Below are 24,544 nucleotides of genomic sequence, written 5' to 3'. Positions count from 1 at the left end.
CTGTTCATCACCCGAAGCCGCTACTGGCAACCGGGAAACGGCGAAGCCACGCGGACCGCAGCGTTGGTGGCGTCGCTGGCGGAGGCGGTCGAACTGACCGTGTTTTTCCCTTCGCCGCTGGATGCGGGGGCGCAGGCGGCGGTCGGCGCGTCGCCCCATCCATACCTGCTGCTGGGAGGCCGCGTGCACCGGCCAGCCGCCGGCATGCTGATTCATGAGGTGGCGTCGCTGTGCGCGCGGTTGCGGCCCCAGGTGGTAGTGCTGTCGCGCCTGCAGGCTGATTTCCTGCGCCAGGCGCTGCCGCCCGGCGTGCGCATCGTGATGGATACGCACGACCTGGTGAGCGACTGCGCGGCATCGCGCCGGCGGGCGGGCGTGGCGGTCGAAGAGGCGCTCGGTTTCGAGCAGGAAATGAACTATCTCAAGCACTACGACCGCGTGCTGCTGATACAGCCCGACGACTGCGCGCGTGTGTCCGCGGTGCTGGGCGAGCGCGCACTGTGCGTGCCGCATCCGGTGTGCCTGCCTCGGCAGCCGGTGCGCCCTCTGCAACACGTCATCGGCTATGCCGCGAGTCAGCGTGAAGCGAATGTCCGCGGCTTCCGCTGGTTCGCCGAGCGTGTTTGGCCCGATCTGGCCGACAGCGGCGCAAGCCTCGCGCTGGCCGGCCCGCTGGCCGTCGGGATGGCCGGATGCCTGCCGATGGGCATGCACTCGCGCGGCATCGTGCCCGACACTGTCGCGCTGTGGTCGGGCATCGACATAGCCATCAATCCCGTCTTCTGGGGTTCCGGCCTCAAGATCAAGACCGTGGAGGCGCTGGCGTCCGGCCTGCCTCTTGTGACCACGCGTGAAGGCGCGCGCGGACTGGAGGATGGGGCCGGGCGCGCCTTCATTGTGGCGGACGAGGCCGACACGTTTGCGCAGGCGTGCCTCGATCTGCTGCGATCCCCGGAGCGCCGTGCCGAGCTGGCGGATGCGGCGCATCGCTATGCGCGCAGCCGTTTCACACAAGAGAAGTGCTTTGCTCCCTTGCTGCGCTGGCTGCAGGAGCAGAGCGAGCCGGACGGCCAGACCCGGGCTTGAGATAACTCAAGGTTATTGAATCATTGTGTTTTTGCGTATTGAGTTATGCTGCGCCGCGGCGCTATAAATGCGCCATCCGCAATCCCGTTCTTATTCCGCCATGGCTGCCGTCGCACCCGAAAAAGTACTCAGCGTTCACCACTGGAACGACACCCTGTTCAGTTTCAAGACCACGCGCGATCCGTCCTTGCGTTTCCGCAACGGTCATTTCGTCATGATAGGTCTCGAGGCCGAAGGCAAGCCGCTGCTGCGTGCTTACAGCATCGCCAGCGCGAACTACGAGGAGCACCTCGAGTTCTTCAGCATCAAGGTGCAGAACGGTCCGCTCACCTCGCGCCTGCAGCATCTGCAGCCGGGGGACCAGATCCTGGTCGGACGCAAGCCGACCGGCACGCTGGTGCTGGATGACCTCAAGCCGGGCAAGCATCTTTACCTGTTCGGCACCGGTACCGGCCTTGCGCCCTTCCTGAGCCTGATCCGCGATCCGGAGGCCTACGAGCGCTTCGACAAGGTGATCCTGTTCCATGGCGTGCGCCACGTGAATGAGCTGGCCTACCAGGATTTCATCCAGAACGAGCTCCCCAACGACGAATTCTTGGGCGAATTCGTCCGCGACAAGCTGCTCTACTATCCCAGCGTTACGCGTGAGCCCTTCCGCAACCAGGGGCGTCTGACCGACCTGATCAAGAGCAACAAGCTGACCGACGATCTGGGCCTGCCGCCGCTGAATCCGGAAACCGACCGCGCCATGATCTGCGGCAGCCCGAGCATGAACAAGGACACGGCCGACCTGCTCGACGAGCGCGGCTTCGTCATCTCTCCGGGGATTGGCGAGCCGGGTGATTACGTGATCGAGCGGGCATTCGTCGAACGCTGACCGGTTCAGTTCGTCCGCTGGGCGTCCAGCCAGGCGTCGAAACGGCGATGCCAGGCCGGCGGCAGGGTGCGTCCCAGCCAGTCGGCCTTTTTTCTTTTCCAGTCCGCGAACCAGTGGCCCGCGCCCGCAAGCGGCGCATCGACCAGCGAGCCGTCCAGGCGGTGCGGCGCCGACAGCCAGCCGTAGCTGGCCTGCCCGCCTTCCCGGCACACAACGCCTGACAGCGTTTCGCGAAAACGCAGCATGCCGGTCAGGTGCAGGGCCAGTTGCACCGGCAGCCAGCCACCGGCATGCACCATGTCGGCCGGCAACGCGTCGGTGTCGATGCCGGCGAGGGCTTCGGCCAGAAGCCGACGATCGAACATGCAGGCGGCCAGTGGCGGAGCCGCCCATTGTGCGAGCGTGCTCGCCAGCGGCGGCACCTGCTGCACCGGCTGTTGCCACGCGCCGCTGCGCATGTAGGCATCCGAATGCAGCAGTGCCCCGTCCGGCGCGAGCAGGCGGATGTCGGAACAACTGACCCCGACCAGCGCGCCATGCATGCGGTAATGAAGATGACGGTCGATGAAGTCGCGGTCAAGGCGATCGCCCGCCGGCAGGAACACGATGAAGTCGCCACTCGCGGCGCGCAGCGCCGCGATCAACGCATGCAGCCCGGTACCGGGCATGCCGGTCAGGCTGAGCAGGGCGAACCTGGTCGAGTCGGGCTGCGCAATGCCGGATTCCGGCAGCAGCGCCTCCAGGTGCGCGTAGTGAAGCGCGGCGATGGAATCCGCGCTGGCGGCGAGCGCTCGTGCCTCCGCGTCGCCGACCAGCGCGACGCTCACCCTGGGCGAGCTGCATCCGCGGTCCGGTGTCGGCGTTCGCTGCAAGCGTTCCCAGCGACGGAAGTAGCCGCGTGCGCGCGCCCGCTGTGCGGGCGGCAAGCCGGCGGTGTCTATCCATTGGTCGAGGAAATGCAGTTGCCGTGGCGTGCGGTCACGCAGATCGATGCGCGGCGTGTAGCGACCGCCCTGCAGGCTGGCGAATTCATTGTCGGCGTGGATGCGGTAGAGACCGAGCGGCTCGTGCAGGTAATGCACCTCTCCCGCCAGCACGAGCGCCGCCGGACAGAGCACCCCATCGGTGCCACGCGGGAACACCCAGGGCGGGATGCCTTCCAGGCAGCGCGCGAGCAATGCGCGCGAAAACACCAGTCCGGCGGGAACCGAGAACGGGAAGAACATGGGCGGCCCGTCAAGATCGTAGCGCGCGCCCAGCGCACGGATGCCGACGATGTCGAACCAGCGCTGCTCGACCGTTTCGCCGCTCCGGTCGTCGCGCAACAGCAGGTCATGACACAGGAACAGGCGTTCGCGCTCCACGCCGCTGGCCACTATCCACGCGGAAACCCGGCTCAATCGCTGCGGCAGGCACAGGTCATCCGAATCGAGCAGGCAGATGAATTCGTTGCCGGCGGCCCGCACGCCCGCCTCGCAGGCCGCGGTCTGTCCGCGGTTGGGCTGGCTGATGCAACGGACCTGCGGGTGATCGCGATAGCGCTCGAGCACGCTCAGGGATCCGTCGGTGGAGCCGTCGTCGACCACGATGACCTCGACCAGCTCTGCAGGGTAGTCCTGGCTCAGTACGCTGTTTACCGCGTCCGCGACGAAGCGCGCGTAGTTGTAATTGCAGATCACGACGGAAAAGGTGGGCCTGCTCATGCCGAAGCTCCCAGAAGGGCGGTGCATTGTTCGACCGCGCGGCGCACCGTCAGCGCCATCGAATAGTCGCCATGGCGGGCGGCGAACTGTTTCGCTGCGGCACGCATGGTGTCGTCGGCGAGCGCTGCCCGCAATATGGCTGGCGCGTGAGCAAGCGCATCCGGGTCGATCACGCGTGCCATGCCGAGCTGTGCGAGACGCCGGCTGGTCATCGCCTGTTCCATCTGTATTGGCGCGATCACCAGCGGTTTGCCGGCCAGCAGCATGCTGGCCACGGTGCCCGAACCGCCATGCGAGACCGCGACATCGCATTCGCGCTGCACCTGCGCGATATCCAGCGGTTCGCTGTCGATGTGCATTGCATTCCGGCTGTGCTGCGCAACAGTGCGGGCTGCCACGCCCGGCACATGGGCGATCACTCGAGCCGGCAGGTCGGCGAGCGCGGCGAGCATGGCATCCAGACCGGCATAGCCAGGTTTCAGGTAAGCGAACACGCGAGGCCCGGCGCCATCCGGCCACGCGAAGCGGCGACCGTGTGCGAGGCCGAACACCGGCCCCAGCCACAGCGCATCCTCGCGTTCGGGATAGGGGTCCAGTTCGCGGAAGCCGAGCATCAGTCCGGCATCGCAGCACGACAGATCGGACAGGGACGACAGCGTCGGCGCGGACAGCAGCGCCAGTACCTCATTGGCGGTGCGCAGCACATGCGCTTCCGAATCGGCAAGCCGTCGCAGCGGCGCCGGCTCCCACCAGCGGAAGGCGGGCAGCGGCTGACGTGCGGGCGGGATGCAGAAGCCGTCGCCCACGTGCAGACGGCGCAGCGGCAGGCCGCGGCTGGCGAGCAGCGCGGTCGGTGCGTGATCGACCACCAGCAGTGCCGGATCGATCTGTGCGATCAGCTTGCGCCAGGCGCGCGCGATGCCGGTCAGCGCGCGCGCGTTCAGGAAGCCGAAGCGCATCAGCAGTTCGGCATAACTGACCGCCGGTGGCAGCCCGGTGACCTGGCCTATCCACAGCGGTGCCTGGAAGAAGGGCAGGTCATGCGGCTGCAGCAGCGCTTCGGCGCCCATCAGATCGCGTAGTGCGAATACCGGCTCGTGTCCCTGTGCCCGCAGTTCGAGCGCGAGCGGCACGAGTCGGGACAGGTGGCCGTAGTCGCCCCCGAGTTCCCAGCAGAAAAGTATGCGCGCCATGCGCAGATGGTAAGGGCAGCGTCCTGCGCGCCGCGTGACCGACATCTTCGTTGGCGAAAAAAAACGGCGCCCGCAGGCGCCGTTGAGCGAACCGGTCGCGATCAGCCGGGCTTGCGTCGTCGCGCCGCCAGCGCGCCGAGCGCGGCTCCGGCGAGCAGCAGCGTCGACGGTTCCGGCACCGTGTTGGCCGGGGTGGTCGTGATGGCAAACGGCGACGTGCTCTGCGACGGATCGAGCAGCGGCTGGAAGCCGGTATTGACCGTGTCGAATCCGATGTTGAGCGGGTCGCCGCTGCGGGCGATGGCCTGGCCCGGGTTGCACGGAGCGCCGCCATAGCCGTCGTCGGCAAGCGCCGCAGCAAGCTGCGGTTGCTCGTTCCAGGCGATCACGCCGCCATAGCCGCCTTCCTGCACGAATTCGCCATAGCCGGCGCACTCCGTGCCGGCGTTGCTCATGTCGCCCGATACGGTAGCGATGATGTCGTACTGCAGCGTGAAATCGCTGGTTTTCACGCCCAGATTCACCGAGAAGTCGCGGCTGTCCTTGTTGATGCCGGTACCGGACAGGTCGCCGCAACCCATGTAGCTGCCGAGGATGCCGAAGCCGCTGTCGACGCAACTGATGCTGCCATCGGCCCCCAGCGTGAGCTTGACGTCCTCCTTGGTGTAGGTGGTGCCATCAAGGCTGATGATGAGCTGCAGTTGCGCGGTGCCGGTGTTGCCCAGCAAGGCGCTGTAGAAGGCCAGTTCCGACCAGCTCACGTTGAAGTCGAACTTCACCGCCTGCGGACCGCTGATGTCCACCGTGGTGCTGTAGCTGGATTTCGTGGTCGCGTAGAAAACGCCTTCGCCGGACGCGCGTGCGCCAAAGGTGGCATCGCCGCCCGACTCGTAACCATAGGTGTGGAAGAACACCGAATTGCCGGCCGGGGAAAAGCCCGAGTCCTTCCACAGGTAGTAATCGACGTTCAGATTGCCGTCGCCGTCGTCATCGAACTGCGGGGTGTTGTCCGCGGTGACGGCAGAGCCGCTGTTCGAGCTGCCCAGCGCGTACTGACCGGTCACCGTGACGGCGGCCGCATGCGCCGCAAAGGACAGCGATGCGCAGGCGGCGGCGACGGCAAGCGCGATCGCGTTGGGGCGGTTGAAGGGGGAATGCATGACCTCTCCTTGTGGTTGTTGCGTTTGCCGTTCAGCAAGAAGGAGGCCACCCCGGGCAAGCGGCTGATAATCAATGTTTTGTTACGAACCGGTTACCGTGCTGTCAATTTGTTCGACGTTTCTGCCCGACGTAGCGCCGTGATCAATTCCACGAAACAACGTTCCGGTGCGAACAGCCGGGACGCCAGTGCATGAGCGCGTTCTCCAAGCTGCGCGCGCTCGCCAGGCGAATCCAGCCAGCGCAGGCAGGTATCGGCGAACCGCAGAGGATCGTCGGTGACACAAAAGTTTGCGCTGTCAGGGTTCTCGACACCCCGTGCGCCCTCGGTGGTGGTGACGAGCGGCAGACCATGACCCAGTGCCTCGACGGTCTTGATCTTCAGACCGGATCCCCAGCGCACCGGGTTGATGGCCACGTCCATCGCACCCCAGATGGCGCGGTAGTCGGCAACGAAGCCATGGCGGACGATGCGCGCGTCCTCCGGCGGTTTCCAGCGCGTGCCTGCCGTGCCCCAGACATGGAACTCGAGTGCGTCGTCGCGGAAGCGGGGCCATACCTCTCTGGCGAACCAGTCCAGACCGTCGATATTGGCCTGCCACGCACTGCCGACAAAGCCGAGGGTCCGTCCCTGCGGGCGTACCGGCACGCGTGCGAAGGACACCGGGTGCGGAACACAGAGCGCACGGTCCGGCCCGAGCCGGGCGGCGACCCGGCGGTGATCGTCCCGCTGGATCAACAGCACGTGGTCGTAGCAGGCGAGCAAGGCCATTTCCTGCTCGAAATCCATGGGGTGATCCCAGGGCGCGAGGCCAACCCGGGCGCGCGATGTCACGTTGTCGCTGACCAGATCATGCGTATCCAGGATGCGCAGCACATGCGGCGGCAGGTTCATCGCGAGCGCATGCAGCTTGATGCGCGCAAAGATGCAGGCGCCGGCGGATGTCGAGTCGATCAGCCCATGCAGTCCGGCCGCCACCTCAGGCAGTGCCGGATGCAGCGTGGCATTGATCCGCAATCTCGACAGCAGGGCGCGATCGCCTTCGCCGACGGGCGCGAGGCAGTACAGGTGCAGTTCGAAAAGCTGACCGAGCATCCAGGACAGTGCGAGGTTGCGGGTGCGTTCGCCGCCACCCAGTCGCCAGAAGGGATCGTGTGTCACCAGCACGACGCGCAGCGGACGGGTCATGCAGGCTCTCCGGATGAGTGGCGATGAGGCATGCAACAGAGGCAGGTGTGATAATCGTTCGAATGTAAACGAAGGAGGCCTGCGGGCACAGGCATGAGCCGTATCCTGATGAGTTGGGAGCTGGGCACAGGCATGGGCCACATCGACCGCATGCTGCTCGCGGCGCGCGAGCTTCGCGCCGGCGGCCACGAAGTGGTGTTTGCGCTGAAGGATCTGGTGCGCGCCTGGGAGCGGGTGGTGGCGGAGGGCTTCGAGGCGCTGCAGTCACCGGTCTGGCTGCCGCGCATGGCGCAGGCGCCGCGGCTGAGCACCTATGCCTATGTGCTGGCCTCGGCCGGATGGCTGGATCCGCACGGACTGGCCGGACTGATGCACGCGTGGCGCGCCCTGTTCCGCGCGGTCGCACCGGACATTGTGATCGCCGATCATGCGCCGACGGCGCTGCTCAGCGCGCGCTGGTGCGGTCAGCCTCGGGCGGCCATCGGCAACGGCTTCGAACTGCCACCGCTGCAGCGACCGCTGCCGGCCATGCGCTACTGGGATGCCGATGAATGCGCACGCGCCGCGCACAGCGACGAGTTCGTGCTGCGGCCGGTGCGCGAGGCGCAGCGCATGACGGGCGATACCCCCCTGCGCGATCTCGCCGCCTTGTTCGCCGATACTCCACGACTGCTGGCCTGTCTGCCTGAACTGACGCACTACCCGGATTACGGCGACCTGGAGCCGCTCGGCCCCTGCTATGTCGGAGATCGCGGCGTACCGCCGCAGTGGCCGGACGGACAGCGCAGGGCGTTCATCTACATGAACGCCGAGCACGCTGCACTGCGTCCGCTGGTCGCTGCGCTGACGCGCCGCGGCTGCGCCGTGCTGCTGCACGCACGCGGCCTGACGCAGGCCGACGTGCAGGCCCTCGGCACCGGTGTTCGCGTGGAAACCCGTCCGGTGCGCATCGACGATGTGATGCGCGATGCCGACATCGTGATCAATCACGGCAGCGCGGGCACGGTTGCGGCTGTCGCGCTGGCCGGCCGTCCGCAGTGGATGTTTCCCAATCATCTCGAGCAGTACATGCTTGCCCGCCGAGCACGCGATGCGGGTGTGGGCCTGCTGTCGGAGCCCGGCTCTCCTCTGCCGGATGTCGAGCGCATGCTGGACCGCCTGTTCGATGATGCCGATCTGCGCGAAAGCTGCGAACGCTTCGCGCGGCGGCATGCCGGAGCTTCGACGCGACAGACTGGATGCCGGATGGCCGATGGCATCCTGCGGGCACTCGCACGATGAACCCGCTGCGGCGTCGCGTCGCGTCGGCCCTTGCGCTGCTCGCGTTGACGCCCCGTTCCGATACCGCCGCCGCCTCACCCTACGCCCCGGTCCTGCCCGGCAGCAGGCTTGTGCTTCCGCGCGATCACGGCGCGCATCCCGGCCATCGCATCGAGTGGTGGTACATCACCGGCTGGCTGGAGCCGTCCAGCGCCCAGCCTCTCGGCTTTCAGATCACCTTCTTCCGAGTGCGGCAGCCTGCGCATGACGACAATCCGAGCCGCTTCGCACCACGTCAGTTGCTGCTCGCCCATGCGGCGCTCAGCGACCCGCGACATGGCAGGCTGCGCCATGCGCAGCGCAGTGCGCGCGCCGGCTTCGGACTTGCCGAGGCGGCGCGCGAGGACATGGCTGTACACATTGGCGATTGGTCGCTGCGGCGCGCACCGGATTCCGGACGCATGGAGGCGGCGATCGCTGCGGCCGATTTCAGCCTGGATCTGCATTTCGAGCCGACGCAGCCGGTGCTGCTGCAGGGCGATGACGGATTCAGCCGCAAGGGCCCGGATGCGACGCACGCCAGCCATTACCTCAGTTGGCCGCAGCTTGCCGTACGCGGGCGGATCGGCCATGCCGGGCGACAACGGGAGGTGGGCGGATCGGCGTGGCTGGACCACGAATGGTCCAGTGCGCTGATGCCCGACGGCGCTCACGGTTGGGACTGGCTGGGCATCAACCTCGGCGATGGCGGGGCGCTCATGGCATTCCGCATGAGGGATGAATCCGGCGCCGCGCTGTGGGCCGCCGCCAGCCTGCGCACCGGCGGCAGCGACCGCCGCTTCCGGCCCGAAGAGCTGCGGTTTTCGGTACTCCGTCGTTGGCGCAGCCCGCGTACCGGAGCGGACTATCCGGTCGAGCTGTCAGTGGCTGTCGGGGAGCGGTTGTTCACCTTGCGTCCCTTGATGGACGACCAGGAGCTGGACAGTCAGGCGAGTACCGGTGCGATCTACTGGGAAGGTGCCGTCACCGCCTACGAGAACGATGTCCTGGCGGGGCGGGGCTATCTCGAGCTGACCGGTTATGCGCGGCGATTGCGCATCTGAGTGGCCGGCACGCGGGTGAGCTACTCGCCGGCCTTCTGCGAGTTGTACAGCCCCGCATACATGCCGCCGGCAGCCAGCAGCTCGGCGTGCCGCCCGATTTCCACGATGCGTCCACGATCCATCACCACGATGCGGTCGGCGCGTTCGATGGTCGACAGTCGGTGAGCAATCACCAGCGTGGTGCGGTTCTTCATCAGCACTTCCAGTGCCGCCTGCACCTGACGTTCCGATTCCGTGTCCAGCGCCGAAGTCGCCTCGTCCAGGATGAGCACCGGCGCATCCTTGAGCAGCGCACGCGCGATCGCCAGCCGCTGCCGCTGTCCGCCCGACAGCTTTACGCCGTTCTCGCCGATCAGGGTGTCGAATCCCTCCGGCATGGCCTGGATGAAATCGAGCGCGCAGGCAGCCCTGGCGGCTGCCTCGATGTCCGCTCTTTCGGTACCGCGCAGCGCGCCATAGGCGATATTCGCGGCCACCGTATCGTTGAACAGCACGACATCCTGGCTCACCAGCGCCATATTGGCGCGCAGGCTGGCGAGCCGGATGTTCTGTATGTCATGGCCGTCGAGCAGGATGCGTCCGCTGGTCGGCGCGTAGAAGCGCGCGAGCAGATTGGCCAGCGTGGTCTTGCCGGAACCGGACGCGCCGACCAGGGCAACCGTCTCTCCGGGCGCGACCGAAAGGTCGAAGTGCTGCAGCACCCGGTGATCCCGACCTGAATAGGCGAAGCCGAGCTGGTCGAAATCGATGCGTCCACGCGCCCGGTCCAGGCTTACCGTGCCGTCGTCGCGTTCGACCTGCTGGTCGATCAACTGGAACACGCTTTCCGCGGCCGCCAGGCCGCGCTGCAGCGGCGCGTTCACGTCGGTCAGCCGCTTCAGCGGCGCGAGCAGCATGAGCATCGCGGTGACGAAGCCCATGAAGCCGCCTACCGTGGTGCGGTTCTCGGCCGAATCGTGCAGCGCTACCGCGATCACGATGCCCAGGGCGATCGCGGTCAGTACCTGCGTCATCGGCGACACCAGCGAGGCGGCGATGATGTTGCGCATGTTCTGCCGGCGCTGCGTGCGGCAAGCGTGTTCGAAACGCCCCATTTCGTAGTCCTGGCCACCGAATATCTTCACCACCTTGTGCGCCTCGATGGACTCTTCCAGCGTGTGGGCGATGCTGCCCATCGCCCGCTGGGCACCGCGCGCCGACTCGCGTATGCGGCGCGAACTCAGTCTCACGATGATGGCGATGAAGGGCAGCATGCCGAACACGATGAGCGTGAGTTTCCAGTTCAACCACAGCAGCCAGATGAGCAGGCCGAGCACGGTGAGCGAGTCACGCACGAACACGGTAATCACATTGGTGGCCGCCTGGGTGACGCCCTGCACGTCGTAGGCCACCTTGGAAATCAGCGCGCCGGAAGACTGGTTGTCGAAGAAGTCGGTGGGCAGGGCGAGCAGCCGTCCGAACATGGCGCGCCTGAGGTCGAGCACCACATTGTTGGCTGCCCAGGCGAATGCGTAGTCCGCAACGAAGCCGAACAGGCCGCGCACGACGAACAGCAGGACCAGAGCGATCGGGTAGAACCACAGCGCGCGCGGGTCGTTGCCGCCAAAGCCGCCATCCAGTAGCTCCTTCATCAGGGCGGGAAAGACCGGCTCGGCTGCGGCAGTCAGTGCCATGCAGACAATGGAAACCGCAAATGCGATCCAGTAGGGACGGACATAGCCGAGCAGGCGCAGGTAGAGCGCACGGCTGGAAAGCTGGGAAGAAGTCATGGCAGGGGGTGGGCGGTGAAGCGCGGATTATCCCTGATACGGGCTCACAGGTTGAAGGCGCGCAGTTTTGGACCGAGCGGTCCGATGGTGAGTCGCGTGAGCCGGCCGAATTCGAACTCCAGGTTGAGCCATCGGCTGGGAGGCAGGCCGAGCAGGGTGCCGACCAGTGCACGCATCGGGCCGTTGTGCGCGACCATCACCAGCGCCTGCACGCCCTGGCGGTGATGTTCGAACGCCTGCCAGACGCGATCGGCCATGTCCGAGTAGCGCTCGCCGCCGGGCGCCTGGAAATCGATCAGCGTGCTTCCCCACACGGCGAACCCGTCGGCCGGAATGTCGGAAAAGGGCTTCAGTTCCCAGTCGCCGAAATCGAGCTCGCGCAGACGTTCATCGATGAACGGATCGGGCGAAAGCGCTTCCGCGAGAAGCCGGGCCCGGCTCAGTGCGCTGGCCACCACACGGCATCGCGCGGGTAACAGAGGCGCAAGCCGCCGTGCTTCCCGCACCGGATCGTCGGCAACCGGCAGATCGACCGCGCCGTAACACAGTCCGGGATCCACCTCGGGTTTCGGATGCCGGACCAGATACAGATCGAGCGGATCACTCAGGCGGAACAGTTCGTTCATCGTGTTGCGTCCCTGCAATGACGCCGGCGTCCGGGCGCCGGTCGGAAATGACGGTTGTGGAACAGTGTGTGGTGCACTCTTTGCACAGTGATGCGCTGCAAAAATCTCTTGCTTGATCTAGCGCAATTCAAGTCCGGAAGCGGGGTTGAAAGGGTTGTTGCGCTGCACTACATTCAACTCAACGACAGCTTTCAACAGCCTTTCAACTTGCAAGGAGCATCATCATGAAATCCACTGCACTCCGCATCGCTCTCGCGACAACTTTCGCGATTTCGGCTTTCGGTGCCTCGGCCGCCAGCGAAGCTGCGGCCTCCAGCGCCGCCGTCGGACATCCGGAAGATTACAAGGTGTTCATCGACGCGCCGACGGGTTATGCCTTCGTGAAGACGCCGTCGCGCTGGGTGTTCACCCGCAAGATCGACAGTGATCGCATCGCCGAGTCGTCCGCCGCCAAGCGGGTCGAAAAGGCCGACGCTGCGCCGGCCCGCTGATCGCACCGGATCTCTCCTCTCTTCAAGGCCACCTTCGGGTGGCTTTTTTTATTCCTTTCCGGCCTCCGGTTCCCAGCTCGCACATTGCTCACGCCAGCCGTTCTCGTCGCGCTCCAGGCACATCCACCCGCCGGGCGGGAATGGGCGATCCAGCCATTCCGTCTGCGGTGTCCCGAGCAGCCTGCCCGCGAGGACACGCAGCGGGCCACCATGGGACACGATGAGCAGCGCCGAAGCGCTCGTCTCATGTTCCAGCCAAGCCTCCCATGTACGTTGAGCCATCGCCTTGCCCGACTCGCCCTCCGGCGGCACGAAATCCCATGGCGAGCGCGCCCATTCGTCGATCGCTGCGCGGTCGATTTCGTCGTAGCTGCGCATTTCCCAACGGCCGAAATCCATTTCCTGCAGCCGTGCATCGCTCAGGGCCGACGGCGCGAGCTGGCGCGCGACGTGCAGGCAGCGCGACAGCGGGCTGCTGATGACCCGTACCCGTGCCGGCAGTCCCGACCTCAGTCGCGGACACGGCGCCGCATCGGGATCGGCCAGCGGAACGTCGCTGCGGCCGTAGCACACGCCGGCTGAAACGCGTACCGGCGGATGCCGGTACAGCCACACGGTCTGTGCGATCACTGCTGCTTCAATGCCAGCGGCAGGCCGGCCGCCACCAGCGTGACCCGCTCGCAGCGCGCAGCCACCGCCTGGTGCAGGCGTCCGGCTTCATCCGCGAACACGCGGGACAGCCTGCCCATCGGCACGATACCCCAACCCACTTCGTTCGAAACCAGTGCGAGATGGCCGGGCAGGGCGGGCAGGCAGTCGAGCAGCCGATCGCGTTCGCGCACGAACACCTCCGGCAGGGCCGGGCTGTGCTCGTCCAGCGACATCAGCAGATTGCTGAGCCAGAGCGTGAGGCAGTCCACCAGCACGAAGTGATCGTCCGCACAGGCGCTGATCAGCGCGCCCGCCAGATCATGCGGCGCCTCGATGACCGTCCAGTGAGCCGGGCGTCGGCCGCGGTGCAGGGCAATCCGCTGCGCCATCTCCTCATCGCCAGCCTGCGCCGTCACGACCACGCGTACCGCACATCCGCTTTCTGCCGCCCGCATTTCGGCATATGCACTCTTGCCGCTGCGCGCGCCGCCAAGTATCAATTCACGCACGATGCATCCTCCTTGCCGGGCGCATTGTAGTGGCCGCCGGCCCGCCGCTCCGGTGGCTTGACCGTCGCGAGGCGCGCCACCTATAGTGCCGCGATGGATCATGACATCAACCAGTTGAGCGATCGGCTCGACGTCCTGCTGGGGCGCTTCCGCGCCCTGCACGACGAAAACATCATGCTTCGCAATCGTGTGGCGGTGCTTGAGGGCGAGAACCGGGTTCTTGGCGACAAGGTCGAGGCGGCGCGCACGCGGTTGTCGGGCCTGCTGGAGAGGCTTCCGGAAGAATGATGAGCAAGAACGATCAGGTCGAGATCACCCTGCTGGGTCGCGACTATCGCGTCCAGTGCAGGGAAGGCGAGCGCGAAGCGCTGGGCGCCTCCGTGGAACTGGTTGAGCAACGCATGCGCGAACTCGCTGAAACCACCCGCGCATCGGGCGAACGTCTCGCCGTGATGTGCGCACTGAACCTGGCTCATGAAATTTTTCAGATCCAGGCGACAGGCGGTGTTGATTTGATCCCCCTGCGGCGTAAAATCAGCACCATGCAATCACGGATAGACGAAGCCCTTTCCGCACAGGAAAAGCTTTTCTGAAGTGACTGCAGCGATGCGCAAGCGTCGCATCAATCCCCTGCGGTGTTCGCCAAGGTCATAGATTCCTTGAACCAATGTCTCATTGGCATGAGGTCGCGAACCATTGACGCCGCTGTTGTGCTCACCCCTTGCGGGCGAGCCTGATGTGGCAGGGACGCAGCCGCTCTGAACCCTCGGTTCAGGATGCCGGCCTAGCGACATGCGCGGGGGTCCCCACCAAGGTGGGTTTTTTGTTGCAAATCTGCCGCCCACTACCCCGGGCGCGGATCGGCCGCCAGAAGCGGCCTCATCTCCTCGACGTGGCCCAACCCGCCGCGCGTTGTTGTGTAACACATCGGTTACACTCTGCTCCACCAGAGTGCGTCTTTGCCGCTGCATGTGCGGTGAGGCTTGCTTTGGCGCGGCGCGTCTTGAACCCTATTTGATTCTGCGAAAGACTTCCGGGTCTTTCGGCCGGCTGCGTCCATACGACGCAAAGGTGATCACGAGGAACGGATGCACCCATCCTTCCAACAGTCTTTTTGAGTTTTCGGAGTCCGTATGTCCGGTATTACTACGTTTGCCGAGCTGTTTTCCACTGGTGCCGATTCGGCGGTGGCGCTGTCCGCGCCCTCGCGCACCGACCTGAGCTTCGGCAACCTGCGTGCCCTGATGTCGCGCACGGTTGCACGCCTGAATGAATTTGGCGTGGGTCGCAACGACCGTGTGGCCATCGTGCTGCCCAATGGCCCGGACATGGCCAGCGCATTCATCAGCGTGGGTACCGGGACGACCGCCGCGCCGCTGAATCCCGCCTATCGTGCGGAGGAGTTCGAGTTCTACCTGTCCGACCTCAATGCCAAGGCGCTGGTGGTCGAACGTGGCAGCGTGTCGCCGGCCGTCGAGGTGGCAAGGAAGCTGGGCGTGCGCATCCTCGAACTGGTGGCGCAGGAAGCTGCCGGTGATTTCGTGCTCGAAGCGGTCGATGCCTCGCCGGTCGCCGCGGCCGCCAACGGCGGAACCGCCCAGGCCGACGACGTCGCTCTGGTGCTGCACACGTCCGGCACCACCTCGCGCCCGAAGATCGTTCCGCTGACCCAGCGCAACGTCACCGCCTCGGCGCAGAACATCCGCAATACGCTGGCGTTCACCGAGAAGGATCGCGGTCTGAACATCATGCCGCTGTTCCACATCCACGGCCTGATCGCGGGCATCATGGCACCGCTGTCGGCGGGCGCTTCGGTGTTCTGCACGCCGGGCTTCGACGCGCTGAAGTTCTTCGCCTGGATGGATGACGCACATCCGACCTGGTACACCGCGGTGCCCACAATGCATCAGGCCATCCTGTCGCGCGCTTCGCGCAACAAGGAAATCATCCAGCGCAATCCGCTGCGCTTCATGCGTTCGTCCTCTTCCTCCATTCCGCCGCAGGTCATCCGCGAACTGGAGGAAACCTTCGGCGCGCCGCTGGTGGAAGCCTACGGCATGACCGAAGCGTCGCATCAGATGGCGTCCAACCCGCTGCCGCCGCGCGCCCGCAAGCCGGGTTCGGTCGGTCTGGCCGCAGGTCCGGAAGTCGAAATCATGGACGACGACGGCAACATCCTGCCGGCCGGTGAGATCGGCGAGATCGTCATCCGCGGCGCGAACGTGACGCCGGGCTACGAGAACAACGAGAAGGCCAACAAGGAAGCCTTCACCAACGGCTGGTTCCGCACCGGCGACCAGGGCAGCAAGGACGCCGAGGGCTATCTGTCGCTGACCGGCCGCCTGAAGGAAATCATCAATCGCGGCGGCGAGAAGATTTCGCCGCGCGAAGTCGACGAAGTGCTGATGGACCATCCGGCGGTTGCCCAGGTCGTCACCTTCGCCATTCCGCATCCGAAGCTGGGTGAGGAAGTCGGTGCCGTCGTCGTGCTGCGCGAAGGCCAGCAGGCAACCGACAAGGACATCCAGGCTTTCGCGTCGCAGCGCCTTGCCGATTTCAAGGTGCCGCGCAAGATCCTGTTCATGGATGAAATCCCGAAGGGGGCCACCGGCAAGCTGCAGCGCATCGGTCTGGCCCAGAAGCTGGGATTGGGCGGCTGAGGTTCCGCCTTCCGCGCAGCAACGTCTTTCACAAAACCAGGAGACCAAGCACATGACCAAACTCGGAAAGTGGGCCGGCCGCGCCCTCGTGACCGCCATCGCCTCCATCGGCCTGACCGGTGTCGCCCAGGCCTGGGAACCGACCAAGCCGGTCGAATTCGTGGTGCCGGCAGGAACTGGCGGCGGTGCCGACCAGATGGCCCGCTTCATCCAGGGCGTCGTCGCCAAGCACAAGCTGATGGCTCAACCCCTGGTTGTGGTCAACAAGTCCGGCGGTGCCGGCGCGGAAGGTTTCCTCGAAGTCAAGGGTGCCAAGGGTGATCCGCACAAGATCATCATCACCCTGTCCAACCTGTTCACGACGCCGCTCGCGACCGGCGTTCCGTTCAACTGGCGCGACATGACGCCGGGTGCGATGCTGGCGCTCGACCAGTTCGTGCTGTGGGTCAATGCCGAGGCGCCTTACAAGACCGCCAAGGACTACATCGACGACGTGAAGGCCAAGCCGGCCAACACCTTCAAGATGGCGGGAACCGGGTCGAAGCAGGAAGACCAGATCATCACCGCGATGATCGACAAGGTCACCGGCAAGAAAATGACCTATGTGCCGTTCAAGGGCGGTGGCGACGTGGCGGTGCAACTGGTCGGCGGCCATGTGAATTCGACGGTGAACAATCCGATCGAAGCGGAAGCTCACTGGCGCGGCGGCAAGCTGCGTCCGCTGTGCATCATGGACAACGACAAGCTGCCGTACACCGCCAAGGTGACCGACAGCCAGTCCTGGGCTGACATCCCGACCTGCAAGAGCGCGGGCGTACCGATCGAATACCTGATGCTGCGCGGCATTTTCCTGGCGCCGGGTGTGACCCAGGAGCAGGTCGACTACTACGTGAACCTGTTCAAGAAGGTCCGCGAAACGCCGGAATGGGCCGAATTCATGCAGAAGGGTGCGTTCAAGCAGACCTTCATGAGTGGCAAGGAATTCGCAGACTGGCTCGGCAAGACCGAAGCCATGCACTACGGCCTGATGAAGGAAGCCGGTTTCCTGGCCAAGTAATCACGCCGCTGGCAACGATGGGTACGGGCGGGGTTATCCCGCCCGTATTCGTTTCGTTGTGCGGCAAAGGTGTTCACTTCCCGTTTTCTGTTTCTGGAGATTCATGATGGAGCGTTCCGAGGACGCCGCTGCACCTGGCATGTCCAACCGCTGGCCGGAGATACTGGTCGCGCTCTTCCTGGTGATCATGGGCATCATCGCAATCACCGACAGCATACGCGTCGGCATTGGCTGGGAAGAGGGTGAAGGTCCGCAGGCGGGCTACTTCCCGTTCTACATCGGATGCATCCTGCTGCTGTCGAGCGGGTGGGTGCTGCTGAATGCGGCGCTGAAGTTCGGCAAGCCGCATCCGCAGTTCGCGTCCTGGGAGGAGCTCAGGTCGGTCATGCAGATGCTCGTGCCGCTGACCATCTATATCGTCGCCGTGGTGTTCCTCGGTCTCTACCTGTCCTCCTTCATCCTGATCGCCTACTTCATGAAGGTACATGGCAAGTTCGGCGTCATCGCCACTGCACTGACGTCGATCGGCGTTCCTCTTGCGGCATTCATGCTGTTCGAGCGCTGGTTCCTCGTGCCGCTGCCCAAGGGCCCGATCGAGCAGATGCTCGGTCTCTGATCCAAACAGATTCCAATATCCGAGATCGAGATGGAAGAACTTAACAGCCTACTTCACGGGTTCAGCGTCGCGCTGACCTTCCATAACCTGGGGTTCATGGTGCTCGGCATCACGCTGGGCATCCTGATCGGCGTGTTGCCCGGTCTGGGCGGCGCCAACGGCATCGCCATCCTGCTGCCGCTGACCTTTTCGATGGACCAGACCTCGGCCATCATCATGCTGTCCTGCATCTACTGGGGCGCACTGTTCGGCGGGGCCATCACGTCCATCCTGTTCAACATTCCGGGTGAACCCTGGTCGGTGGCCACCACCTTCGACGGCTTTCCGCTCGCCCAGCAGGGACGCGCCGGGGCCGCGCTGACGGCGGCGTTCACGTCGTCCTTCGTCGGTGCTTTCTTCGCGGTGCTGCTGATCACCTTCCTTGCGCCGCTGGTCGCGAAGTTCGCGCTCAAGTTCGGTGCGCCGGAAATGTTCGCGGTACAGATGCTCACGTTCTGCTCCTTCGTCGGCATGAGCAAGGAGCCACCCGCCAAGACCCTCGCCGTCATGGCGCTCGGTTTTGCGCTGGCGGCGGTCGGCATGGATACCGTGACCGGCACGCTGCGCATGACCTTCGGTCAGCCCGAACTGCTCAAGGGCTTCGACTTCCTGATTGCGGTGATCGGTCTGTTCGGCATCGGCGAAATCCTGCTCACGATGGAAGAAGGTCTGGCATTCAAGGGCAAGAGCGCCAAGATCCAGCTCAACGTCGTGCTGCAGACCTGGAAGGAACTGCTGCGCTACTGGAAGACCTCCATCCGCTCGGTGCTGGTGGGTTGCTGGATGGGCGTTACACCGGGCGGGGCCACCCCGGCATCCTTCATGGCCTATGGTCTGGCCCGGCGCGGCGCCAAGGACAAGGATTCCTTCGGCAAGGGCAACGTGGAAGGCGTGGTGGCACCGGAAACCGCCGCACACGCAGCCGGCACGTCCGCGCTGCTGCCCATGCTGACGCTGGGCATTCCTGGCTCGCCGACCGCGGCAGTGCTGCTGGGCGGCCTGCTGATCTGGGGTCTGCAACCCGGTCCGCTGCTGTTCCAGGAGAAGCCGGACTTCGTGTGGGGTCTGATCGCCTCGATGTATCTCGGCAATCTGGTCGGCCTGTTCGTCGTGCTGACGACCGTACCCTGGTGGGCGGCCATCCTGCGTATTCCGTTCTCGGTCATCGGTCCGGTCATCATCGTGATCTGCGCCATCGGCGCCTACACGGTGCACAACTCGCTGTTCGACGTGATCATGATGCTGGTGTTCGGCGTATTCGGTTACCTGTTCAAGAAGCTGCGCTATCCGCTCGCACCGTTGGTGCTCGCGCTGGTGCTGGGCGACATGGCCGAATCGAGCTTCCGCCAGTCCATGCTGCTGTCGCAAGGCAGCCTGTCCATCTTCTGGGCCAATCCTCTGGTGGCCGGACTGATGGCGCTGTCCTTCCTGATGCTGCTGTGGCCCATCGTGCCCGCGCTCAAGCATTACCTGCGCAAGCACGGCAACTGATACCAGGATCGAACCCGGCGGCCACACGACGGCTGCCCGGGATCTGACGGCGGAGCGGCACCGGTGTGTCGCTCCGCCGCATTTGCAAGGGAGTTGAAGAAATGAAGATTGCAGTGGTGGGTGCGGGCGCCATCGGTGGCTATCTCGCAGTCAGGCTTTCGCGTGCCGGCAATGACGTGACCTGCATCGCGCGCGGCCCCAATCTCGCGGCCATCCAGGCCAAGGGCATGTCGCTCGTCCTGGAGGATGGCAGCGTCGAGGACGCACCGAATATCCGCGGTGTGCAGAAGATGGCCGACGCCGGTGTGCAGGATGTCGTGCTGCTCACGCTGAAGGCTCACCAGGTGAAGGATGTGGCGGCGGACATGCGTGCGCTGTTCGGTCCGGACACCCTGGTGGTGACCATGCAGAACGGCATCCCCTGGTGGTATTTCCACAAGCTGGGTGGCGAGTACGAAGGCACGCCGGTCACCTCGGTCGACCCGGACGGCATCGTCGCGGCCAATATCGAAGTCGAGCGCGTGATCGGCAGCGTGGTCTATCCGGCGTCCGAGCTGGTCGAACCCGGCGTGATCAAGCTGATCGAAGGCAACCGCTTCACGCTCGGCGAACTGGACGGTTCGCGTTCGGAGCGCATCGAGGCGCTGTCGCAGGCCATGATCGCAGCCGGCTTCAAGTCGCCGGTGTCCAAGGACATCCGCTCCGAAATGTGGGTCAAGCTGTGGGGCAACCTCAGCTTCAATCCGATCTCGGCGCTGACTCACGCCACGCTGGAAGACATCTGCCGCTTCCCGCTCACGCGCGAACTGGCCGCCAACATGATGCGTGAGGCGCAGACCGTCGGCGAGAAACTGGGCGTCGAATTCAAGATCCCGCTGGAAAAGCGCATCGCCGGCGCGGAGGCGGTCGGCGCGCACAAGACCTCCATGCTTCAGGACGTCGAAGCCGGCCGTCCTCTGGAACTGGAAGCGCTGGTCGGTTCGGTGCGCGAGCTGGGCCGCATCACCGGCATCCCGACGCCCAATATCGACGCCGTCTATGCGCTGGTGTCCCTGCTTGGCCGCTCGCTGGCGGACAAGAAGGGACGTCTGTCCATCGCCAGTTGAGTCGGGCGACCGGGGCCGCGCCCCGGTCGCGCAGCGCGTTCAGTCTCATTCCGCCCGACCCGTCGGCGCACTCACGTCGACGGGGACTGTTTCAACGCCGCCCGACACCGAAGCGAACCGCAACGATTACCGGCACGCTCAGCAGCAGCGTCGCGGCAATGTCCCACAGCTTGTCGCCCACCAGCCCCGTGAGCAGCGCCAGGCCGCTCATCGCGGCGATCGCCGTCGGCCACAACCACATCTTCATTCCCGAACCTCCGCGGCTTCGACCAGCAGATCGTCGCGGCGCTTGCCGCGCTTCTTCCACCAAAGGTAGAGGCCGCTCACGAGCACGAAGAGAGTGAGCATATCCAGCAGTGCCCACACGATCTTCATTGCGAGTCCGCCGTAATCGCCGAAATGCAGCGGTTGCGAAATGAGCAGCGCCTGCATGTACCACGGCATCTCCCGCGTGTCGGTGAGTGCACCGGTCCGCGCATCCACCAGGACCGGGCGCAGAAGGCGCGAGGTCAGTGGTGTGTCGCCATGCATGAATACCGTGTAGTGATGAGGGCTCGACATCAGGGTGCCGGGGAAGGCGACGAAGCGCACCGCCATGTCCGGAACGGTCCGTCGCGCGGTGTCGAGTGCGACCTGCAGCGACCCCGGCGCATCCAGCGGCGGGGCGTTTCGATAGGGCGCAACCATGTCCGCCATCTGGTCGCCCTGCCAGATGCCCAGCAGCGGCATCAGCAGGGTGTTGAGGCTGCCGGTGAGGCCGACAGTCAGCGCCCACGTCACGGTGACGATGCCGACCAGATTGTGCAGGTCCAGCCATTGCAGGCGCCGGCGCTGTCGCCTGACGGTGCCGAAGGCGAGACGGCGCATGAAGGGCTGATAGAGCACAATGCCCGATACGATGGCGAGCGCGAACAGCAGTCCCATGAAGCCCATGAAAAGCAGACCGGGCAGGCCGATGAACAGGTCGGTATGCAGCTTGAGCATGAGATGCATGAAGCCGCGGTCGTTCGGTTCGTCGAGTACCGCGCCGGTTCGGCTGTCCAGAGCGACCAGCCAGTACTCGTCGGGCGGCGCATCCATGGCGTCGGCCATATTGACCAGCGTCATGTGCGGGTGCTCCTCCGCGTCCCAGAGCATGTAGCGGACTACCTGCTGCGGGCGATGCGCCCGGGCGGCATCCACCAGCCGGTCCATCGACAGTTCCGGCGTGCCGACCGGCATGGCGGGCGCTTCGGCTTCGCCAGCCAGGTGATCGATTTCCGCATGGAAAATGAGCGGCAGGCCGGTCAGGCAAAGCAGCAGCAGGAACAGCGTGCAGACAAGGCTGCTCCACGTGTGTATCAGCGACCAGAGTCGGAAGTTCATGGCAGTTGCGCGAGTGCAGTGGATGCACGCCGGTCTGACCCGGCGTGCGGGGAGCAGGCGGTTCCGGCTCAGAAGTCCATCGTTGCCGAGATGAGCAGCGTGCGCGGTGCGCCGAGGTAGAGATAGCCCTCGTTCGAAGAAGCCCAGTAGTTCCGGTCAAACAGGTTCTCGATATTGGCGCGCAGCGTGAGCGGCTTGTCGTCGTACTTCGTGCGGTAGCGGGCACCGACGTCGAGCCGCGTCCACGACGGGATGTCCAGCGTATTGGCCTGATCGGCGTACTGCTTTCCGGTATGGATCAGGCGCGCGTTCAGGCCGACGCCCGGCGCCATGACGTTGTCCCAGTCCACACCGATATTGGCTTGCACATCCGGCACCGCGATCGCGTCGCGACCATCGAGACTGCCGTTCTCGGTCCGGGTGAGCCGGCCCTGCATCAGCGTGATGCCGCCCAGCAGCCGCAGGTTGCGCACCAGTTCACCGAACACCGTGAGTTCGATGCCCCGGTTGCGCTGCTCGCCATTCACGCCATAGCGTCCGCCCGCGGCAAAGGCGCTCGGTCGTTCGATCTGGAACACGCTCAACGTGGTGGCGATGCGGCCCCAGTCCATCTTGGTACCGATTTCGATCTGCTTGGTGCGGAAGGGCGGAAGGACCTGACCCGGATTGGATACGCCGGTCAGCGGTGCGACCGTGCCCTGCGACAGACCTTCGATGTAGTTGCCGTAGAAGGACAGGCCGCGCCGCGGCTGCACCACGACACCCAGCACCGGTGTCACGCGCGATTCGTCGTACTTGTCGCCCGAAGGCTGTCCGTTGGCAAAGTTGTAGGCCTGGCTTTCGACATTCTGATGGCGCGCGCCCGCAGTGATCTTCAGTGCCTCATCGAAGAAGCCGAGCGTATCGGCCAGCGCATAACTGGTGAGCGTGGCATCGTTGTAGCGGTTCAGGTGGATGCTGGAACCGTCGGTAGCCGGTGTCGCGGAATACACCGGGTCATAGAGATTGGAGGAGCGGGCGGCCCAGAAGGTGTCGAAGTCGATGCGGCTGTTCTGAACCACGCGCGATATGTTCGCCGCCATCTTGTGCGTCACCGGTCCGGTCGCGAATCGCAGGTCGGCGCCCGCTTCGTAGGTGTCATTCACCACCTCGAGGATTTGCCACGCGGGCGACGACGAGAAGTTGCCCTCCGTGTCGAGCAGCGTCGGATTGCCGGTCAGGGCATTCATCCGGTGCCGGCGTGTGCCCATGCCGCCATACAGGGTGATGTCATCGCTCAGTTCGTACTGCGCGCGTGCGACCGCCATCCTGTCCTGAGTCTTCGAATAGCCGAAGCCGGGGTAGGACAGACTGGCATCCGGTGCCTTGGGCAATGCGCTCAGTGTCGACGCCGCGATGAACTGGCGTACCGCGCCGTCGATGTACTGATGCTGGTGCATGAGATCCAGTGATGCGAGCAGTCGCTCGCCGCGGTAATCCAGTGCGATGGAATAGACCTGGTCGGTCTGGTCCTGGCGGTCGGTGGTCGTATCGCCCTCGCGATACACCGTGTTCACGCGTACCCCGAATTCCCTGTTTTCGCCGAAGCGCCGGCCGACATCGGCGTGCATGCCGAGGATGGAATCGGACAGATAGCTGGCGGTGACGCGGGTAAGTGGCGCATCGGCAGCACGCTTGGGAAGAATGTTGATCGCACCGCCGACATTGCCGCTCGGCGGCATGCCGTTGAGCAGCGAGGAGGGCCCTTTGAGCACCTCCACGCGCTCGGCGATTTCGACCGGTACCCGGTAGTAAGGCATCAGCCCGTACATGCCGTTCAGCGCGACATCGCCGCTGGCGACGGTGAAGCCGCGTATCGAGAAGTCCTCGTTGATGTTCGAGCGTGCGCTGGACTGACGCACTGCGGGTTCGTTCGCGAGCAGGTCGGACAGACTGCGTGCCTGTTGATCCTCGATCAGTTCAGTGGTGTAGCTGGTCTGACTGAATGGCGTATCGAGGAAATGCGTGTTGCCGAGCAGGCCGACACGTCCACCGATGGCGACCTGACCTCCTGCATAGGTGTGCATGGGGGCGTCGCGATCTTCGCGACCGACCACCCGTACCGGCGCCAGTTCCGCCTCGGATGGCGCAAGGCCGGGAGGCGGCGCGGGCAGCTTGCGCAGGCTGTAGCGCCGGTCGCCGCTTGCTTGCACCGTATAGCCGGAGCCGGCCAGCACGCGCTGGAAGCCGTCCTCGGTGGCGTAGTGTCCGCGCAGGCCCTCGCTGCGCAGTCCGTCCAGTTGCCGTGCATCGAACGCCAGGGTCACACCGGCCATGCCGGCGAAACGGCTCAGGACTTCGGCGAGCGGCCCGGCCGGAATGTCGTAACTGCGGCCGTTCGCACCGCGGCTGTCGGTGGACGGGCTGTCGGCGGCGGATGCGGGCAGGGCGAGCGCGGCGGTGCAGATCAGCAGTGCGTGGACAGCCGCCGCCAACGGCCGGCGCTTGAATGCAGGGGTGGTCATGGTGTCTTGCTCGGTGATGGGTTGGAGGGTCATCACGAGGAAGACGAACGAGCGCGCGCGAAAGTGCACGCACGGGGAAAAATTTCTGCGG

At 65.1% G+C, this 24,544-nt stretch carries 23 protein-coding genes and 1 other RNA gene; 13 read left to right on the top strand and 11 right to left on the bottom strand.

Translation table 11 applies throughout. The features are described from left to right. Positions 1–66 precede the first annotated feature (66 nt). Positions 67–1,086, top strand: a complete 1,020-nt coding sequence (locus tag A3Q7_RS0111565; RefSeq protein ID WP_232417961.1) for a glycosyltransferase — start codon at positions 67–69, stop codon at positions 1,084–1,086. Positions 1,087–1,186: 100 nt separating this feature from the next. Continuing rightward, complete coding sequence (locus A3Q7_RS0111560) at positions 1,187–1,963, top strand: ferredoxin--NADP reductase (protein WP_018412044.1); 777 nt, start codon at positions 1,187–1,189, stop codon at positions 1,961–1,963. A 5-nt stretch (positions 1,964–1,968) separates the two neighbouring features. Here A3Q7_RS0111560 and A3Q7_RS20295 read toward each other — a convergent pair whose 3' ends face one another. The 4 genes from A3Q7_RS20295 to A3Q7_RS0111540 form a co-directional block, all read right to left on the bottom strand. Next, entirely contained in the window at positions 1,969–3,666 is a 1,698-nt protein-coding gene (locus A3Q7_RS20295) for a glycosyltransferase family 2 protein (protein ID WP_018412043.1), read from the bottom strand. After that, positions 3,663–4,859 carry a glycosyltransferase gene (locus A3Q7_RS0111550; protein WP_026224741.1) on the bottom strand — a complete coding sequence of 399 codons (1,197 nt, stop codon included), beginning with the start codon at positions 4,857–4,859 and terminating at the stop codon, positions 3,663–3,665. Before A3Q7_RS0111550 ends, A3Q7_RS20295 begins: the two co-directional genes overlap by 4 nt. A 101-nt stretch (positions 4,860–4,960) precedes the next feature. After that, a complete protein-coding gene (locus A3Q7_RS0111545; RefSeq protein WP_018412041.1) occupies positions 4,961–6,019 on the bottom strand; it encodes a PEP-CTERM sorting domain-containing protein in 1,059 nt (352 codons plus the stop codon). Positions 6,020–6,111: 92 nt separating this feature from the next. Beyond that, the gene (locus A3Q7_RS0111540) at positions 6,112–7,206 is read right to left on the bottom strand and encodes a glycosyltransferase (protein WP_018412040.1); all 1,095 of its coding nucleotides are present in this window, start codon (positions 7,204–7,206) and stop codon (positions 6,112–6,114) included. A 93-nt stretch (positions 7,207–7,299) separates the two neighbouring features. Here A3Q7_RS0111540 and A3Q7_RS0111535 point away from each other — a divergent pair, with 93 nt between their 5' ends. Continuing rightward, on the top strand, positions 7,300–8,487 hold the full coding sequence (locus A3Q7_RS0111535; RefSeq protein WP_026224740.1) for a glycosyltransferase: 1,188 nt from the start codon (positions 7,300–7,302) through the stop codon (positions 8,485–8,487). After that, positions 8,484–9,569: a lipocalin-like domain-containing protein gene (locus A3Q7_RS0111530; RefSeq protein ID WP_018412038.1), complete on the top strand. Its 1,086-nt coding sequence runs from the start codon at positions 8,484–8,486 to the stop codon at positions 9,567–9,569. Before A3Q7_RS0111535 ends, A3Q7_RS0111530 begins: the two co-directional genes overlap by 4 nt. Positions 9,570–9,589: 20 nt before the next feature. Here the strand turns inward: A3Q7_RS0111530 and msbA are convergent, their stop codons facing one another. Both msbA and A3Q7_RS0111520 read right to left on the bottom strand, forming a co-directional pair. Then, positions 9,590–11,338, bottom strand: a complete 1,749-nt coding sequence (gene msbA, locus A3Q7_RS0111525) for a lipid A export permease/ATP-binding protein MsbA (protein ID WP_018412037.1) — start codon at positions 11,336–11,338, stop codon at positions 9,590–9,592. 44 nt (positions 11,339–11,382) lie between these two features. Further along, positions 11,383–11,964, bottom strand: coding sequence for a histidine phosphatase family protein (locus A3Q7_RS0111520; RefSeq protein WP_018412036.1), 582 nt, complete (start codon positions 11,962–11,964; stop codon positions 11,383–11,385). A gap of 224 nt (positions 11,965–12,188) precedes the next feature. Between A3Q7_RS0111520 and A3Q7_RS0111515 the strand changes: the two genes are divergently transcribed. After that, entirely contained in the window at positions 12,189–12,455 is a 267-nt protein-coding gene (locus tag A3Q7_RS0111515; protein WP_018412035.1) for a hypothetical protein, read from the top strand. A 48-nt stretch (positions 12,456–12,503) separates the two neighbouring features. Here A3Q7_RS0111515 and A3Q7_RS0111510 read toward each other — a convergent pair whose 3' ends face one another. Both A3Q7_RS0111510 and cobU read right to left on the bottom strand, forming a co-directional pair. Further along, on the bottom strand, positions 12,504–13,085 hold the full coding sequence (locus tag A3Q7_RS0111510; RefSeq protein ID WP_018412034.1) for a histidine phosphatase family protein: 582 nt from the start codon (positions 13,083–13,085) through the stop codon (positions 12,504–12,506). Further along, on the bottom strand, positions 13,082–13,615 hold the full coding sequence (gene cobU, locus A3Q7_RS0111505) for a bifunctional adenosylcobinamide kinase/adenosylcobinamide-phosphate guanylyltransferase (RefSeq protein ID WP_026224739.1): 534 nt from the start codon (positions 13,613–13,615) through the stop codon (positions 13,082–13,084). Before cobU ends, A3Q7_RS0111510 begins: the two co-directional genes overlap by 4 nt. 93 nt (positions 13,616–13,708) lie before the next feature. Here cobU and A3Q7_RS0111500 point away from each other — a divergent pair, with 93 nt between their 5' ends. The 8 genes from A3Q7_RS0111500 (at position 13,709) to A3Q7_RS0111470 (ending at position 20,584) form a co-directional block, all read left to right on the top strand. Beyond that, complete coding sequence (locus tag A3Q7_RS0111500) at positions 13,709–13,903, top strand: hypothetical protein (RefSeq protein WP_018412032.1); 195 nt, start codon at positions 13,709–13,711, stop codon at positions 13,901–13,903. Further along, positions 13,900–14,208, top strand: a complete 309-nt coding sequence (locus A3Q7_RS0111495) for a cell division protein ZapA (RefSeq protein ID WP_018412031.1) — start codon at positions 13,900–13,902, stop codon at positions 14,206–14,208. Before A3Q7_RS0111500 ends, A3Q7_RS0111495 begins: the two co-directional genes overlap by 4 nt. A gap of 31 nt (positions 14,209–14,239) precedes the next feature. Next, positions 14,240–14,422: non-coding RNA, 6S RNA (gene ssrS, locus A3Q7_RS20555), on the top strand. Positions 14,423–14,748: 326 nt separating this feature from the next. Next, entirely contained in the window at positions 14,749–16,275 is a 1,527-nt protein-coding gene (locus A3Q7_RS0111490; protein ID WP_018412030.1) for an acyl--CoA ligase, read from the top strand. Positions 16,276–16,327: 52 nt separating this feature from the next. Continuing rightward, positions 16,328–17,332, top strand: a complete 1,005-nt coding sequence (locus A3Q7_RS0111485) for a Bug family tripartite tricarboxylate transporter substrate binding protein (protein WP_018412029.1) — start codon at positions 16,328–16,330, stop codon at positions 17,330–17,332. 103 nt (positions 17,333–17,435) lie between these two features. Next, positions 17,436–17,948, top strand: coding sequence for a tripartite tricarboxylate transporter TctB family protein (locus A3Q7_RS0111480; RefSeq protein WP_018412028.1), 513 nt, complete (start codon positions 17,436–17,438; stop codon positions 17,946–17,948). Between the two features lie 30 nt (positions 17,949–17,978). After that, complete coding sequence (locus A3Q7_RS0111475; protein WP_026224736.1) at positions 17,979–19,478, top strand: tripartite tricarboxylate transporter permease; 1,500 nt, start codon at positions 17,979–17,981, stop codon at positions 19,476–19,478. 101 nt (positions 19,479–19,579) lie between these two features. Continuing rightward, a complete protein-coding gene (locus A3Q7_RS0111470; protein ID WP_018412026.1) occupies positions 19,580–20,584 on the top strand; it encodes a 2-dehydropantoate 2-reductase in 1,005 nt (334 codons plus the stop codon). A 91-nt stretch (positions 20,585–20,675) separates the two neighbouring features. Here the strand turns inward: A3Q7_RS0111470 and A3Q7_RS20805 are convergent, their stop codons facing one another. The 3 genes from A3Q7_RS20805 to A3Q7_RS0111455 all read right to left on the bottom strand — a co-directional run bounded on the left by A3Q7_RS20805 (position 20,676) and on the right by A3Q7_RS0111455 (position 24,453). Next, complete coding sequence (locus tag A3Q7_RS20805) at positions 20,676–20,831, bottom strand: hypothetical protein (RefSeq protein WP_018412025.1); 156 nt, start codon at positions 20,829–20,831, stop codon at positions 20,676–20,678. Next, positions 20,828–21,949: a PepSY-associated TM helix domain-containing protein gene (locus A3Q7_RS0111460; RefSeq protein WP_018412024.1), complete on the bottom strand. Its 1,122-nt coding sequence runs from the start codon at positions 21,947–21,949 to the stop codon at positions 20,828–20,830. Before A3Q7_RS0111460 ends, A3Q7_RS20805 begins: the two co-directional genes overlap by 4 nt. Positions 21,950–22,017: 68 nt before the next feature. Continuing rightward, positions 22,018–24,453 carry a TonB-dependent receptor gene (locus tag A3Q7_RS0111455; RefSeq protein ID WP_232417958.1) on the bottom strand — a complete coding sequence of 812 codons (2,436 nt, stop codon included), beginning with the start codon at positions 24,451–24,453 and terminating at the stop codon, positions 22,018–22,020. Positions 24,454–24,544 lie beyond the last annotated feature (91 nt).

Source organism: Methyloversatilis thermotolerans (assembly GCF_000372885.1).
GTDB lineage: Bacteria > Pseudomonadota > Gammaproteobacteria > Burkholderiales > Rhodocyclaceae > Methyloversatilis > Methyloversatilis thermotolerans.
Note: the sequence above shows the minus strand (reverse complement) of the source record. Positions and strands in the feature narration are given on the sequence as shown.